Source organism: Martinezella lusitana (genome assembly GCF_010668395.1).
Taxonomy (GTDB): domain Bacteria; phylum Pseudomonadota; class Alphaproteobacteria; order Rhizobiales; family Rhizobiaceae; genus Rhizobium; species Rhizobium lusitanum_A.
Map to the genome: position 1 here is coordinate 67191 of NZ_WUEY01000021.1, position 15012 is coordinate 82202.

Below are 15012 nucleotides of genomic sequence, written 5' to 3' on the forward strand. Positions count from 1 at the left end.
ACTGGATCCGGCGTCCCTTGCGCCGGATCCCGCTTTTTCGATCGCGCGGCCGGCTGGGTGATTGGCGAAGCCAGACTCATCGTTCAGACAGCCCCTATTGGGTGGCTGTCTGATAGTCGTTGCATCAGTTCGTAAGGCGCACCGCATCGCCGTCGGACGACGAGCACTGCGACGAGATCGTGTAGAAGAAGTCCTGCCGATCCCAACCGCCGCCATCTTCCCAGGCATGCTTCTGCGCGGCCTGGCAGCCGAAATAATTCTCGATAGGCAATGTCACGCCCTTTGGAAGTTCGCTGCCGTCGACGAATAGATAGTTGGAGGTATTCGGGTCGTCCGTTCGCAAGGTCAGGTCGTACTTCGTGCTGGCCGAGTTCTTGCTGCTGCAGGTGACGGTGTTGTTGCTCGATACCGATGCGGCCTTTCCGAGCGGGCAGCCGTCGTCCTTGACATCCATCTGCAGTACCAGCTTGGTATATTGGCCAAGGGTAATCGGCCCGGTGGGCACGGCTGTCATCGTTCCCTGACCGTCATTGTTGTGCGTCGTCGGCTGATAGGTGACTGTGCCGACGACCGTTTCGGTCGTCGCATTGGGCCGGACGACGCGGATGGTGATCACCTTGTAATACCAACCTTGCGCCTGGGTAGGCGTGAGCGTCACGACATCGGGTTTTGCCGGTGCCGTCGCCTGGGAATTCACGCCGATGTTGATGCTGTTGATATTGGCGATGCGCATCAGGCTCGTCGGAACGGCACCGGTCAAGTTGACCGAAAGAACCCGCCCGCTCGCCGTGATGGTATAGCTGAGGTTGGCGGGCGTCGTGTCGGCGTAGGCCGTGATGAAACGGGTCGCCTCGGCCTGCGCCGTGGCAAGATTGGTGCCGTCGAAAACCTTTCCGCCCGCCAGCGCCGCACCGTCGGCGATTTCCTGCAGATTGGCCCGCTGATGTGTCGCCGACGAGTAGTCGACGGCCATCCCCGCTACGGCAACCAGAGGAACGGCGATCAGCGCCGTCATCGTCGCGAAATTGCCGCCGCGGTCGCCTGCCAGGCGGCGCATATGCCGGAGAAAATCGATAGCCATTATCTCAACCAAAAAAGATTTAAACTTTGGTCGGACAATGCGCAGAAATTATAAAGGCATGGTTTAAAACGTGGATTAATTTCTATCGAATGAGCTTTTATGCAAGCTGAACTGGTTGCAATACTTTAGTTATTCTACTTTCTGTACGGATAAAATTACCTAAAGTAGATATTTTTAGATAAACAACCAAAGATAGTCTTTGCTGGCGGCGCATTTTATCAGTTCTGACTGGCTGATTTTTGCTCATCATCGCCAGTTGGCAGTCCCAACTCAATCAGCGTCTGGCTAATTTTCCGTCGTGCTTCGATAAAGACCGGACTGGTATTGCGAGAGGGGAGGGAGATGTTGGCGGTTGTCGAACCTGGGCGCAACTCCAGGCCCTTGGCAAGAGCTTGCTTGGCCTCGTCCGGTTGACCCGATCGCTGATAAGCGACCGCCAGGAGCATGTGGGCGCGTCCGGTTCCCGGTGTGATCGCGATGGAGCGTCGCAGCCACCTGACGGCGTCCTCATTGCGGTTTAACAGCACATCGGCCCATCCGGCTCCCAACAGCCAGGTCCAGCGTGAAACGTCGGGAGTATCGAAGCGGTCGGCTTGTTCGAATGTCGCAAGGGCATCCTCGAAACGCCCCAATTGAATCTGCGTAAGGCCGAGATGGAACAACGCCGTGCCATCCCACGGATTGAAGCTCAGTGCCCTCGCACACGCGACGAGACTCTCCGAAAACTGGTTGGTTACGGTCAGAAAGCGGCAATAGACCCCAAGCACCGGGCTGGCGGTTGGCCTGCTGCGCAGGGCACGCTCAAGCAGGGATCTTGCCTCGCTTTCTGCTGCCTTGCCCTCGGCAGGACTGTACCAGGCGAGCTGAATCCCGCGCAGATGCAGTGCCGCAAGCGCGATCTGGAGATCGACATTGTCCGGTTGATCGGCCAGATACTTTTCGAGGATAGTTCGCGCCGTCGCGAAACGCTCCTTCGTCGTCTGATTAATCGATGCGGTTGCCTGTTGTATTGCGATGTCGGCGGCGCCTGCCTGCGGTTGGCTCTCGGCCTCCCCGAATTTGTTCAGGCGGATTGCGAGCTCATAGCCGGCGCCGGCGGCGAGCCGGGATGCGAGACGCTGCTGGTCCGGTTCGCCGGCATCCAGGGTTACTTCGGCAACGGATTCAATTTCGCGGCTGGTTACATTGATGAGGCGTGTCTGGAAAATCCAGGATTGCGGCCCCCTCTGCAGTTCCCCCTGAAGGAGGAGGCCCGCACCATGGGCTCGCGCCGGGATCGTTTCTGTGGTGGTCACCGGCCCCTGTTCCTTGGACGCTATCAAGCGGATGCCGTCGATCTTGGCAAGGCCGTTGATCATCTCCGCCGCGACAGCCTGCGCGAGCGCGGTGCTTTGGGGATCGGTGGCACTATCGACAATCGGCAGGACTTCGATGACCGGTTTGCTTGAGCCGAACACATCGCCGCCTCTGAACGAAAAGATCGCAAGACTGAATGCGACGGCCACACACAGCACGGCGAATGCCCAGAAAGCCAATGCCTTGCGTGAGCCGGGCCGGCGCTCCGGTGCGACGAAATCGGCCATCGGCTGCGCGCCCGATACCGGTATATTGCCCGCTCCGGACCGGAGATCCGAGCCTTCCTCTTTGACGGATACCTCGGCAGTGAAGAGATAACCGCGGCCGGACACAAGCTTGATCATGTGTCGTTCCGAGTCGTTCAATGCCGCGCGTATTTCCCGGATGCATTGAAACAGGCTGTCTTCCCCGACGTGTATCGCGGGCCAGACTGCTTCCATCAGCTCCTGCTTGCCGACGGCGCGCCGATTATTCGTGACGAGGAATGTCAGCAGTTCAAAAGCCTTGGGGCGCAGCCGGATCACGGAGCCGTCAGGCCCATGAAGCTCGGCACGATCTGGATCAAGAACGAACCCAGCGAAACAAAACACCTGCTCCCAACGATCCTCAACCGCAGCATTTAAAATATGGTGCAATATAAAGAGAGCTCAGTTCGACAGTCAACGTACCCATGCCTGTATCCGGGAAAACAATCGGGACCTGTATATGCAGGCCGACCATGTCCGGAGGAGGCGGCTAAGTATCGATTTTTTCGGCAAAAATCGCGGTTATCAGAAAAATATCAGAAAATATCAGAACTTTGCCGGAGCCCTCTCAGGACTTGGCCCGACGGGTCCGACTATTGTTTGAGCAGTTGCAACTAGTAAGAGTTTACAGCGATTGCTCGCGAATTGAGGGTGTATGCTCGGTATCGTGGAGAAAAAGTCTAGGGTATTCTTTCGGTTACATGATGCTTCCCGGGATTGGATGTTTCGAGCATTCATGATTGTCCCTGAACGGCATAGCGGCACCTTGCACGTCAACCAGTCGACAATCTTGAAAGAGCTTCCCCATGGGAAAGGTGCTTGATTTCCCGGCCCATCGGCCGGCGGACGCCACGCGCGCGGCTCGGATGGCACCGGTCGAAGAGACAGGCGGTCTGATCGACGCGGAGGCGTTTTCCTGCGCGGTCATGTTGCTGGCACGGAGCTTCGTCTCGGTGCATCAGGCTTCTCCCCGGACCGCGGCGCTTTTTGCCACCCAGCAGCGCTGGCTCCTGTGTCATGCCGCATTGGGCAACTACTTTCGAACGGTGCGTACGGCTCAGGCCGGATTGACCAGACGAGATCTCGGTAATCTCGCCTTGCAGTATGGAATTGCCAGCCGCAACACCGCCTACGCGTTTTTTGACGAAGCATTGAAATATGACGTCATTCGCCCGCTCGGTGGTCGCACCGGCGAGCAATCGGATCAGGCAGCACCGGCCCCGGTGACGCTTTCGATGCTGATCCACTGGTACGATGTGCATTTCCAGGCCCTCGATCTCGTCGATGGAGGGAGCAGGTCGAACCGATTTCTGTCCGAGCCGGAAACCCTGCTGACCCTGGTCCAGCCGATTGCGGCGCATGCGCTTCTTTCCAGTCCCGAGGTGCGCAGCCCCGGCCCGCTCTACACGATCTTCACCTGGGCCGATGCCGGCGGTCTTTTGATGGACAGGCTGATTGCGGGAATAGATCCCGAGGCATTGGCGGGGCGGGACAGGCTGCTGACGGATGTGAGTTCGATCTCCTATCTGGCGCAATCGTTCGGCCTGTCGCGGGCCCATACCAGCCGCAAGCTTGCGGCAGCGGAGTCGATCGGCGGCATCGGTTGGAGCGGCCGGCGTGGTCGCTCGCACATCTGGCTCTCGCGAGGCTTTTATGACGAATATGCCCGGGCGCACGCACGCAAGCTGCATATTCTGAACGATGCTTTCGCGGAGGTCTTGTCGACCTTGCCGCCGCTGTCGGAAAGATCATTGGCCACCAGCGATATCTGAAGACCTTGCCAAGCCAATCCGATGCAAATGAAAGAGCCTTCCCGGTGGGGAACGCCCTGCTTACCGACGATGACCGTAATTTCCGGTACCGAGAACGAACGGTCGAAAGGGGCCGGCTGCAATCGTCAGAGGCCCCAGATGACCGACTCTTCATGGCGCTTGATGAGATGCCGCAATTCCTGAAAGCCCAGGCGAACGAAATCGGCAAACTGATCGACGGCAGGCGCGCGCGGCGCATCGACGCGCTTGAGGATTGCCAGCGCGCGTTCGGGATGGGGAATGGTGATCGGCAGAGCCGTGATCGTCTTTTCCTTGCGTTGCGCGAAGACGACGCTGTGCGGCATGATGGTCAGCGCATCCGCCGATTTCAGGTAATTGATCACGCTCATGAGCGAGCTGCCGGAATAGCGGATCTTGATTTCGGTTGCGCCGAAGGAGAGAAGCAGGGCGCGCAGGTCGGCCAGCAGCGGGCTTCCCGGCGGCGGCGCTATCCAGGGATAGTCGAGAAGGTGGCTCGGCTGCGGCCGGCGCTTCAGCAACAGCGGGTGGGTCACCCGGCAGGCGACGACGTTGCGCCCGGGAAGGATCTGCTGGAATTCGAGACCGGAGCCTTCGTCGAGAATATCGATCGGGCAGATGGCAAGATCGATCTGGTCGGCCTTGAGCGCGGCGCGAAGGTCGGGGAAATAGCCATAGCTCTGATCGATGCGCACGTCCGGATGGCTGGCCTGGAATTCGGCGCACAGCCGGGCGATCAACGCGTCCATGAAGAAAGGCGTGCCGCCGATCCGCACGACCCCGCTCTTGCCGACGCGGAAGCTTTCCACCAGATCGGAAGCCTTGCGCGAGGCCGCGAGCATTACGAAGCCATGCTCGGCGAGCGACAGGCCAAGCGGCGTCGGCTGCAATGGCCGGCGTCCTTTGATGAAGAGCGGTTCTCCCACACGCTTCTCCAGCATGGACAAGGTGCGTGACACGGCCGGTTGCGCCAGCCCCAGAAGAGCAGCGCCTTCCGTGACGCCACCCGTCTTCACGACAGCCGCAAGCTGGATGAGATGTCGTTCATCTATCTTCATAGCGATCTGTTATATTGATTGGCAACAAAATCATCAATCCACTCGTATCTGGCTGCTAGTGTTCTTTCACATGCACGAAGATCTTGGAGGATGAGCATGGCGGAGCGTGCTAAAGCGCTCACATTCAGCGAAGCGACGTCGGCGGAGGTTTTCGCCGAGCGCTTCCCTGCAGGTGGGGAGGGCAATCTGCCGCGGCTTATTGCGGCTGCCGTCTCCCATGTTCACGACCTTATCAAGCAGTTTCGCCCGACCCAGGACGAGTGGCGCAAGGTGATCGCATTTCTGACGGAGGTGGGTCACGCCTCCGACGAGCGGCGGCAGGAATGGGTGCTGCTGTCCGATCTCATCGGAGCGTCCGCATTGGTCGAGGAGATCAATTGCCGGCGGCCGAAAACCGCGACACCGAACACCATCCGCGGGCCATTCTTCCGCAGCGATGCGCCCGAGCGGGCTTCAGGGGCTTCGATCTCGCTGGATGGCATCGGCGAACCGCTGATGGTGTCCGCGCGCGTGCAGGATCTCGACGGTCTGCCGATCTCAGGCGCCGAGGCGATTACCTGGCAGGCCAATGCCGAAGGCTATTACGAAAATCAGCAGCCGGACCTGCAGCCGGAGCACAATTTGCGCGGTCTCTTCCGCACGGACGCCGATGGACGCTTCCACTATCGCTCGGTGATGCCGTCTGGCTACGGCGTGCCGGATGACGGGCCGGTCGGACGGCTGCTTGCCGAGGCAGGCTATCCGCTGCATCGCCCGGCGCATCTGCATTTCGTCATCCGCGCCAAGGGCTTCGAGACGATCACGACTCATATCTACGATGCGAGCGACCTACATCTGGCCGAGGATGCCCTTTTTGGCGTGCGGCCGGAACTCGTCGTCTGCTTCGAGCCTGCCGAGATCGATGGGAAGCGCGCGCGGGCCGTCAACCTTACATTCGTCATGGTGCGGACAAAGCCGGGGAGGGCAGGATGACGCAACCTTTTTCCTACGCGGGTAGTCCAGCCCAGATCGTCTTCGGTTCCGGCAGCCGGAACAGCGTTGCGGAATGGATAACGAAGGCAGGCCGCAAGCGGGCCCTGGTCCTGTCGACACCGCATCAGAAGGCCGATGCCGAGGCTTTGGCCCGAGAGATCGGCCCGCTCGCTTGCGGCGTGTTCACGGGTGCCACCATGCACACGCCCGTCGAGGTGACGGAAGCGGCGATGAAGGTGGTGGCGGAGACCGGAGCGGACTGTGTCGTGTCCCTCGGCGGCGGCTCGACGACCGGGCTTGGCAAGGCAATCGCCTATCGCACCGACCTTCAGCAGATCGTGGTTCCGACGACCTATGCAGGTTCGGAGGTCACGCCGATCCTTGGCCAGACCGAGGGGGGCCGCAAGACGACGGTGCGCGATGCCCGGATCCTGCCGGAGATCGTCATTTACGATCCCTCGCTGACGCTCGGACTGCCGGTCGCCATGAGCGTCACCAGCGGCCTCAACGCCATGGCGCATGCCGTCGAAGGGCTTTATGCGCGGGACCGCAACCCGATTTCGAGCCTGATGGCCCTGGAAGGTCTGCGTGCCTTTGCGCGGAGCTTGCCGGTTATCGTGAGCGAGCCGAAGAACACGGATGCTCGCAGCGATGCGTTGTATGGCGCCTGGCTCTGCGGCTCGGTGCTCGGCACCGTCGGCATGGCGCTGCATCACAAGATCTGCCACACGCTCGGCGGCTCTTTCGACACGCCGCACGCCGAAACCCACGCGGTGATGCTGCCGCATACGGCCGCGTTCAACGCGGCGGCCGCCGCGTCCGAACTGGCGGAAGCGGCCGGTATCTTCGGCGGCTCGATCGGCGGCGGGCTCTGGGATTTCGCCAAGGCAATCGGAGCGCCGCTGTCGCTCAAGGATTTCGGACTGACGGAAGCCGATCTCGATCGCGCAGCGTCGATCGCCGTTGAGAACCCATACTGGAATCCGCGGCCGATCGACCGGGGCGCGATCCGCCTGCTGCTGCAGGACGCATGGGAAGGCCGGCGGCCAACGGACTGAGATATAGGCGCCCGCAGGCGCGCTCTTTGGGAGGAGAGACAATGAGGGGAGGAAACATGTTCACGAGACGCGATTTTCTGAAGACGACGGCTGCCGGCGGTGCGCTGCTTGCGACCTCGGGGCTGGCCATGCCCGCCATCGCCAGGAATGCGGCCATCAAGCTCGGCTATGTCAGCCCGCAAACCGGGCCGCTCGCCGCATTCGGCGAAGCCGACAAGTTCGTCATCGATGCCTTCCTGGCAACGACCAAGGTAAAAGGCCTCAACTACGAGGTCGTGGTCAAGGACAGCCAGTCGAACCCGAACCGCGCCGCGGAGGTCGCGAAGGAACTGATCGTCGACGACCAGATCAATCTCATGCTGGTTTCCTCGACGCCGGAAACGACCAATCCTGTCTCCACGACCTGCGAGGGCGAGGAGATGCCCTGCATTTCGACGGTGGCGCCCTGGCAGCCCTGGTTCATCGGCCAACAGGGTAATCCGGGCGACCCCACCTCGTGGAAACCTTTCAATTATGCCTATCATTTCTTCTGGGGCCTTGAAGACGCCATCGCGGTCTATACCGGCATGTGGAGCCAGATCGAGACGAACAAACATGTCGGCGGCCTGTTTCCGAACGATGGCGACGGCAATGCATGGGGTGACAAGGTCGTCGGCTTCCCGCCGGTTCTCGATAAGCTCGGCTACGGGCTGACGGATACCGGCCGCTATCAGAATCTCACGGATGATTTTTCGGCACAGATCAACGCCTTCAAGCAGGCAGGCACCGATATCCTGACCGGTGTCATGATTCCGCCCGACCTCACCACATTCTGGAACCAGGCCAAGCAGCAGGGCCTCAAACCGAAGATCGCCTCGATCGGCAAGGCGCTTCTCTTCCCGCAGACCGTCGAGGCGCTGGGAAATGCCGGGCACAATCTGTCGACGGAGGTCTGGTGGACGCCAACGCATCCGTTCAAGTCGTCGCTGACCGGGGAAACCGCCCTGGCGGTCGCGGATGCCTTTACCAAGGCCACCGGCCGCCCGTGGACGCAGCCGATCGGCTTTGCGCATGCGCTGTTCGAACTCGCCGTCGATGTCATGAAGCGGACTGAGGATGCGGGTGATGCCGAGGCAGTCGCCAAGGCGATCGGCGAAACCAAGCTCGACACGCTTGTCGGGCCGGTTGCCTGGGGCAATGAGAAACTCCCGCCATTCGCCCGGAAGAACGTCGCCAAGACGCCGCTCGTCGGCGGGCAATGGCGGCTGAAGTCGGGCGGCGGTTACGATCTCGTCGTCGTCGAAAACGGGCTGGCGCCGAATGTGCCGCTCGGCGGCAAGCTCGAAGCCCTGGCGTGAGAGGAGAATTGCCCGGCGCCTCGCCGGGCAGCCTTCAACGGAGAACGGCAATGTCCATACTCGAACTGAACGGAGTCTCGAAATCTTTCGGCGCGCTTGTGGTTGCCGAGGATATCGGCTTCTCTGTCGAAGCCGGTGAGGCACTCGGCGTCATCGGGCCGAATGGCGCCGGCAAATCGACGCTGTTCAACCTGATCAACGGCAATCTCTCCGTCGCGCGTGGGTCGATCCGGTTCGACGGCGGGGATGTGACCCATACGCCGCCGATGCAGCGGTGCCTTGCCGGCATGGGCCGCACCTTCCAGATCCCGCAACCTTTCGAACGGTTGACGACCTACGAAAACCTGCTGGTTGCCGGCGCATTCGGGGCCAGGACGAGGGAAAGCGATGTTACCGCCCTTTGCGCGGACATTCTCGTCGAGACCGGCCTGATCGCCAAGGCCAATACGCCCGCCGGATCGTTGACCCTCCTGGAACGCAAGCGGCTGGAGCTTGCCCGCGCGCTTGCGACCCAGCCGAAGCTGCTGCTTCTCGATGAGATCGCCGGCGGCCTGACGGAAGGCGAGTGCCGCCAGCTGGTCGCGACCATCAAGCGGGTGCACCAGCGCGGCATCGCAATCATCTGGATCGAGCATGTGCTGCACGCTCTGACGGCGGTGGCCGAGCGCATTCTCGTGCTCAATTTCGGCCGGGTGATCGGCATCGGCAAGCCCGACACGATCATGGCGTCAAACGAGGTGCGCGAAATCTACCTGGGGATGGACGTCTGATGGCAAGCCTCATCGAGACCCGCGGGCTCACCGCCGCCTATGGCGATTTCCAGGCCGTGCTTGGCGTTGATCTGCGTCTGGAAGCCGGCGAGACCATCGCCGTCATCGGCGCGAACGGCGCCGGCAAGTCGACGCTGATGCGTTCCATTGCCGGGGTGATCGCCAACCGCCCGGACATGGTCCTGTATCGCGGCGAACCGATCGGGGCATTGGCTGCTTCCGATGTGGTTAGACGCGGCATTGCGCTCGTGCCGGAAGGGCGCAAGCTCTTTCCCTCGCTGACGGTCGAGGAAAACCTGCAGATCGGCCGCTATGGCCGCCGGATCGCGGGGCCGTGGACGCTCGACAGCATCTATGCGCTGTTTCCGGTCCTGAAGGAACGGCGCCGCAACCCGGCGACGGCGCTTTCGGGCGGGCAGCAGCAGATGGTGGCGATCGGCCGGGCGCTGATGTCCAATCCGGAAGTCCTGCTCTGCGACGAGCTGAGCCTCGGCCTCGCGCCCGTCGTCATCAAGGACATCTATGCCGCCTTTTCTCATATCCGGGCCGCAGGCGCGGCCATCGTCATCGTCGAGCAGGATATCGCGCAGGCGCTGAAGGTCGCCGACCGGGTCTATTGCATGATGGAAGGCCGCATCACCCTGACCGGACGTCCGGCCGAGCTCGATCGCGCCGAGATCCATGCGGCCTATTTTGGAGCGGAAACCCATGAGCTGGCTTGATACGCTTCTTCAAGGTGTGCTGCTCGGCGGCCTTTATGCGCTATTTGCCGCGGGCCTCAGCCTGGTCTTCGGCATCATGCGGCTCGTCAATCTCGCCCATGGCGATCTCATCGTGCTGGCGGCCTTTCTGATCCTCGTGCTGGTTTCCTTCCTCGGCCTTAATCCTTTCCTCGCGGCGCTGATCGCGGCGCCTTTGATGTTCGCCGCCGGCTGGTCGCTGCAGTACCATCTGCTGAACCGGACGCTCGGCAAGGACATTCTGCCGCCCCTGCTCGTGACTTTCGGTCTGTCGATCGTGATCCAGAACGGCCTTCTGGAGGGCTTCACCGCCGATAGCCGACGTATCTCCGCGGGGGCTCTGGAGACGGCCTCGGTGCAGTTCGGCGGCATCAGCGCCGGCTTGATGCCGCTCCTCACCTTTGCCTCGGCCGTTCTCGTCATCGTCGCCCTCAATCAACTCATCTACCGCACCGAGCTCGGCCGCGCCTTTCGCGCCACCTCGGACGACGTGGTGACGGCGAGCCTGATGGGTATCCGGCCGAATTCGATCTTCGCCATCGCGACAGGGCTTGCGATGATGATCGTGACGGTCGCCGCCCTCTATCTCGGCATGCGCGCGAATTTCGATCCGACGGCGGGACCGGCGCGGCTCATCTACGCCTTCGAAGCCGTCATCATCGGCGGTCTCGGCTCGCTCTGGGGCACGCTTGCCGGCGGTGTCATCCTCGGGATTGCCCAGACGATGGGAGCGGCGATCAACCCCGAATGGCAGATCCTAGCCGGGCATATCGCCTTCCTGATCGTGCTTCTCTTCCGGCCGCGCGGCCTTTTTCCCCGGGCAGTCGATTGAGGGCGCCATGACCACAGGTTTCGAAACAATGTCGACCGAAATCGAAGCACCTGCAGGCTGGCGGGTGGAGACGCGGACACGCCTTTCCGGCGTCTTCGCCATCCTTTCCCTCGTTGCCGTGGCCGTGCTGGCGGCAGCGCCATTTCTGGTGTCGCGCGGCATCGTGCAGGATCTCTTCTTCATCCTCACCATGCTGGCGCTGGCGCAGAGCTGGAACCTGCTTGCCGGCTATGCCGGCCTGATCTCCGTGGGACAGCAGCTCTTCGTCGGTTGCGGCGCCTATGCGCTGTTCGGCTTCGTCATCCTCGCCGGCGTCGATCCGATCCTTGCCATTCCGCTGGCTGGGCTCTTTGCCATGGTCATCGCCGCACCGGCCGCCTTTTTCTCCTTCCGGCTTTACGGCCCCTATTTCGCGATCGGCACCTGGGTCATTGCCGAGGTGGGGCGACTGCTGTTTGCCCAGTGGAAGATGCTGGGGGGCGGGACCGGCACCTCCCTGCCGCGCGAGGCCACCAGGGACATGCTCGGGATCTCGCTGCTGCAGGACTGGTTCGGCATGCGCGCCGCTGCCGCGGCCGATGCGATGGCCTATTGGCTGGCGCTGGTTCTCACGGCGCTGACGATCGGCTTCATCTACCGGCTGCTGCGCAGCAAGCAGGGGCTTGGCCTTGCCGCCGTGCGCGACAATGAGACGGCAGCCCGCGCGCTCGGCGTCGATGCGCGCCGGTTGAAGATTGCCGTATATCTGGCGACGGCCTTTCTGACAGGCATGATCGGAGCGCTCATTTATCTGCAGAAGGCGCGCATATCGCCGGATGCGGCTTTTTCGCTCACCGACTGGACCGCTTATGTCGTCTTCATCGTCGTGATTGGCGGCATCGGCACCATCGAAGGGCCGCTGGTCGGCGTGCTGGTCTTCTTCCTGCTGCAGAATGCCTTTTCGAGCTACGGCTCCTGGTATCTGCTGGCTCTCGGCGCGTTGGCCATCGTCACGATGCTGTTCGCGCCACGGGGTCTCTGGGGGCTCATATCCAGCCGCACCGGCTGGGAACTCTTTCCGGTCCGCCGCCTGCTGAGAGGCGGATCAATGCTACATGGTGAAAAGGGAGGGCCAAATGGCTGACATTACAACCGACGTTCTGATCATCGGCACGGGACCGGCCGGCTCGGCGACGGCTGCGCTGCTTGCAAGCTACGGGCTCGAGCCCATCGTGATCAACCGCTATCGCTGGCTTGCCAATACGCCCCGTGCGCACATCACCAACCAGCGTACGATGGAGGTCCTGCGCGATCTCGGTCGCGATGTGGAGGAGGAGGCCTATATCTTTGCGACCGAGCAGGATCTGATGGGACAGAACGTCTTCTGCACGGCGGTTGCCGGCGAGGAAATCGGCCGCATGCAGAGCTGGGGCAATCATCCGCTGTCGCGTGCCGAGCACCTTCTTTCGTCGCCCGCCCATATGAACGATTTGCCGCAGACCTACATGGAGCCGCTGCTGTTCAAGACGGCCTGTTCGCGCGGCGCACAGGCCCGCATGTCGACGGAATATCTGCACCATGTTCAGGATGCCGAAGGCGTCACGACGACCTGTCTCGACCGCCTGACCGGCAAGGAGCTGACCGTCCGCTCGAAATTCCTGATCGGCGCCGACGGCGGCAACTCCAAGGTCGCGGAACATGCCGGCCTGACCTTTGAGGGCAAGATGGGTGTTGCCGGCTCGATGAACATCCTGTTCGAGGCCGATCTTTCCCGCTACGTCGCGCACCGTCCGTCCGTTCTCTATTGGGTGCTGCAGCCTGGCGCCGATGTCGGCGGCATCGGCATGGGCCTGGTGCGCATGGTACGGCCGTGGAACGAATGGCTGATCGTCTGGGGCTATGACATCAATCAGCCGCCACCCGAGGTCGACGACGCCTTCGCCACCAAGGTCGTGCGCGAGCTGGTGGGCGTCGCCGATCTCAAGCCCAAGATCAAATCCGTCTCGACCTGGACGGTCAACAACATGTACGCGACCACGATGTCGAACGGCCGGGTGTTCTGCATGGGCGATGCCGCCCATCGCCATCCGCCCTCGAACGGCCTCGGCTCCAACACCTCGATCCAGGACGGCTTCAATCTTGCCTGGAAGCTGGCGATGGTCCTGAAAGGTCAGGCCGGCATTGGCCTGCTCGACAGCTACCAGGCCGAGCGCGCGCCGATTGCCAAGCAGATCGTCACCCGAGCCAATAAATCGATCGAGGAGTTCGGTCCGATCTTCAAGTCGCTGGGTCTGCTCGATTCCGTCGATCCGGTGAAGATGCAGCAGAATATGGACGCGCGCTGCGACAATACCGCCGATGCCGAGCGCCAGCGCACGGCGATCCGCGAGGCGATCGCCCATAAGGTCTACGAGTTCGACGCGCATGGCGTGGAAATGAACCATCGCTATGCCTCGAATGCCGTGGTCAAGGATGGGCAGCCGGAACCCGCCTTCGAGAAGGACGCGGAACTGCATTTTCAGCCGACGACCTGGCCCGGCGCGCGGTTGCCGCATGTCTGGTTGTTCAACGACAGCGGCGAGAAGGTATCAAGCCTCGATCTCACCGGTCACGGTATCTTCACGGTGCTGACCGGTATTGGTGGCGACGGCTGGATCGCGGCGGCAAAGGCGTTGTCGAAAGAGCTGAAGCTGCCGATCGCCGTCCACAGGATAGGTCCCCGGCAGGAATGGCAAGACCTGACCGGAGACTGGGCGCGGGCGCGGGAAATCCGCGACTCCGGCGCGTTGCTCGTGCGTCCCGACCACCATGTCGGCTGGCGCGCGCATGCCGCCGTCGCCGATCCCGAGAGCGAACTGCGTCGTGTATTGAAGACAATTCTGAATAGGTGAAGCAATCATGAGCATCGAAGAAAAAGGCTATTTCACAGAGGAAAATTCCGTCGAGGTTGTCACCAGCCGCAACGTGAATGCCCGGGACGCCCGGCTGAAGCAGGTAATGGAAGTCGTCACCCGCAAGCTGCACGAGGCCGTGAAGGAACTGGAGCCGACCCAGGACGAGTGGATGGAGGCGATCCTCTTCCTCACCCGCACCGGCCATACCTGCACCGACTGGCGGCAGGAGTTCATCCTGCTCTCGGACGTGCTTGGCGTGTCGATGCTGGTCGACGCGATCAACAACCGCAAGCCGTCGGGCGCTTCGGAGAGCACGGTTCTCGGGCCCTTCCATGTCGCGGATGCGCCGGAGCTTCCCATGGGCGCCAACATCTGCCTCGACCAGAAGGGCGAAGACATGGTGATCAGCGGCCGCATCCTCGACACCGAAGGCAAGCCGATCGAGAATGCCGTGCTCGACGTCTGGCAGGCCAATGACGAAGGATTCTACGACGTTCAGCAGAAGGGTCTTCAGCCCGATTTCAACCTGCGCGGCATATTCCGCACCGGCAAGGACGGGCGATACTGGTTCCGGGCGGTGAAGCCGAAATACTATCCGATCCCGGACGATGGCCCGGTTGGCCAATTGCTTGCCGCCCTCGGCCGCCATCCCTACCGGCCCGCTCATCTGCACTACATCATCAAGGCGGACGGGTTCGAGACGCTGACGACCCATATCTTCGATCCCGATGATCCGTACATCCATTCCGATGCGGTGTTCGGCGTCAAGGAAAGCCTGCTTGCCGAGTTCAAGCTGACGGATGATCCCGCCCGCGCCAGGGAACTCGGTTTCCGCGGATCGTTCTGGCAGGTCGAGCACGATTTCGTCCTGGCGCCCGAGCGGGAATGAAATTGATTGTG

13 protein-coding genes are annotated in these 15012 nt (G+C 61.8%); 10 read left to right on the forward strand and 3 right to left on the reverse strand.

Going from position 1 to position 15012, the window contains the following annotated elements:
• Positions 1 to 124 precede the first annotated feature (124 nt).
• Both GR212_RS29815 and GR212_RS29820 read right to left on the reverse strand, forming a co-directional pair.
• Positions 125 to 1081 (reverse strand): TadE/TadG family type IV pilus assembly protein, encoded by a 957-nt coding sequence (locus tag GR212_RS29815; RefSeq protein WP_163992368.1) that lies wholly within the window; start codon positions 1079 to 1081, stop codon positions 125 to 127.
• Positions 1082 to 1299: 218 nt separating this feature from the next.
• Complete coding sequence (locus tag GR212_RS29820; RefSeq protein WP_204326819.1) at positions 1300 to 3072, reverse strand: tetratricopeptide repeat protein; 1773 nt, start codon at positions 3070 to 3072, stop codon at positions 1300 to 1302.
• Positions 3073 to 3488: 416 nt separating this feature from the next.
• On the opposite strand from GR212_RS29820, the gene GR212_RS29825 reads away from it, so the two are divergent.
• Complete coding sequence (locus GR212_RS29825; RefSeq protein ID WP_163992370.1) at positions 3489 to 4454, forward strand: hypothetical protein; 966 nt, start codon at positions 3489 to 3491, stop codon at positions 4452 to 4454.
• Between the two features lie 125 nt (positions 4455 to 4579).
• Here GR212_RS29825 and GR212_RS29830 read toward each other — a convergent pair whose 3' ends face one another.
• Complete coding sequence (locus tag GR212_RS29830; RefSeq protein WP_163992372.1) at positions 4580 to 5530, reverse strand: LysR family transcriptional regulator; 951 nt, start codon at positions 5528 to 5530, stop codon at positions 4580 to 4582.
• Between the two features lie 96 nt (positions 5531 to 5626).
• On the opposite strand from GR212_RS29830, the gene GR212_RS29835 reads away from it, so the two are divergent.
• From GR212_RS29835 to GR212_RS29875, 9 genes are read left to right on the forward strand one after another with little or no spacing between them, the layout of a single operon-like run.
• Positions 5627 to 6502, forward strand: coding sequence for a dioxygenase (locus GR212_RS29835; RefSeq protein WP_163992374.1), 876 nt, complete (start codon positions 5627 to 5629; stop codon positions 6500 to 6502).
• On the forward strand, positions 6499 to 7560 hold the full coding sequence (locus GR212_RS29840; protein WP_163992376.1) for a maleylacetate reductase: 1062 nt from the start codon (positions 6499 to 6501) through the stop codon (positions 7558 to 7560). The genes GR212_RS29835 and GR212_RS29840 overlap by 4 nt, the downstream gene beginning before the upstream one ends.
• A 56-nt stretch (positions 7561 to 7616) precedes the next feature.
• Entirely contained in the window at positions 7617 to 8897 is a 1281-nt protein-coding gene (locus GR212_RS29845; RefSeq protein ID WP_163992378.1) for an ABC transporter substrate-binding protein, read from the forward strand.
• Between the two features lie 50 nt (positions 8898 to 8947).
• A complete protein-coding gene (locus GR212_RS29850; protein WP_163992380.1) occupies positions 8948 to 9667 on the forward strand; it encodes an ABC transporter ATP-binding protein in 720 nt (239 codons plus the stop codon).
• The gene (locus tag GR212_RS29855) at positions 9667 to 10389 is read left to right on the forward strand and encodes an ABC transporter ATP-binding protein (RefSeq protein WP_163992382.1); all 723 of its coding nucleotides are present in this window, start codon (positions 9667 to 9669) and stop codon (positions 10387 to 10389) included. Before GR212_RS29850 ends, GR212_RS29855 begins: the two co-directional genes overlap by 1 nt.
• Positions 10376 to 11239 carry a branched-chain amino acid ABC transporter permease gene (locus GR212_RS29860; RefSeq protein ID WP_163992384.1) on the forward strand — a complete coding sequence of 288 codons (864 nt, stop codon included), beginning with the start codon at positions 10376 to 10378 and terminating at the stop codon, positions 11237 to 11239. Before GR212_RS29855 ends, GR212_RS29860 begins: the two co-directional genes overlap by 14 nt.
• Positions 11240 to 11246: 7 nt before the next feature.
• Positions 11247 to 12362 (forward strand): branched-chain amino acid ABC transporter permease, encoded by a 1116-nt coding sequence (locus GR212_RS29865; protein WP_163992386.1) that lies wholly within the window; start codon positions 11247 to 11249, stop codon positions 12360 to 12362.
• Positions 12355 to 14109 (forward strand): FAD-dependent monooxygenase, encoded by a 1755-nt coding sequence (locus GR212_RS29870; RefSeq protein ID WP_163992388.1) that lies wholly within the window; start codon positions 12355 to 12357, stop codon positions 14107 to 14109. The genes GR212_RS29865 and GR212_RS29870 overlap by 8 nt, the downstream gene beginning before the upstream one ends.
• Before the next feature lie 7 nt (positions 14110 to 14116).
• Positions 14117 to 15001: an intradiol ring-cleavage dioxygenase gene (locus GR212_RS29875; RefSeq protein ID WP_163992389.1), complete on the forward strand. Its 885-nt coding sequence runs from the start codon at positions 14117 to 14119 to the stop codon at positions 14999 to 15001.
• The last annotated feature ends 11 nt before the right edge of the window (positions 15002 to 15012 follow it).

Excerpts from the sequence above, each read along its gene's own strand:
- GR212_RS29815 (WP_163992368.1), bottom strand. The coding sequence starts at position 1,081 with ATGGCTATCGATTTTCTCCGGCATATGCGCCGCCTGGCAGGCGACCGC.
- GR212_RS29825 (WP_163992370.1), top strand. The coding sequence starts at position 3,489 with ATGGGAAAGGTGCTTGATTTCCCGGCCCATCGGCCGGCGGACGCCACG.
- GR212_RS29830 (WP_163992372.1), bottom strand. The coding sequence starts at position 5,530 with ATGAAGATAGATGAACGACATCTCATCCAGCTTGCGGCTGTCGTGAAG.
- GR212_RS29835 (WP_163992374.1), top strand. The coding sequence starts at position 5,627 with ATGGCGGAGCGTGCTAAAGCGCTCACATTCAGCGAAGCGACGTCGGCG.
- GR212_RS29840 (WP_163992376.1), top strand. The coding sequence starts at position 6,499 with ATGACGCAACCTTTTTCCTACGCGGGTAGTCCAGCCCAGATCGTCTTC.
- GR212_RS29845 (WP_163992378.1), top strand. The coding sequence starts at position 7,617 with ATGTTCACGAGACGCGATTTTCTGAAGACGACGGCTGCCGGCGGTGCG.
- GR212_RS29850 (WP_163992380.1), top strand. The coding sequence starts at position 8,948 with ATGTCCATACTCGAACTGAACGGAGTCTCGAAATCTTTCGGCGCGCTT.
- GR212_RS29855 (WP_163992382.1), top strand. The coding sequence starts at position 9,667 with ATGGCAAGCCTCATCGAGACCCGCGGGCTCACCGCCGCCTATGGCGAT.
- GR212_RS29860 (WP_163992384.1), top strand. The coding sequence starts at position 10,376 with ATGAGCTGGCTTGATACGCTTCTTCAAGGTGTGCTGCTCGGCGGCCTT.
- GR212_RS29865 (WP_163992386.1), top strand. The coding sequence starts at position 11,247 with ATGACCACAGGTTTCGAAACAATGTCGACCGAAATCGAAGCACCTGCA.
- GR212_RS29870 (WP_163992388.1), top strand. The coding sequence starts at position 12,355 with ATGGCTGACATTACAACCGACGTTCTGATCATCGGCACGGGACCGGCC.
- GR212_RS29875 (WP_163992389.1), top strand. The coding sequence starts at position 14,117 with ATGAGCATCGAAGAAAAAGGCTATTTCACAGAGGAAAATTCCGTCGAG.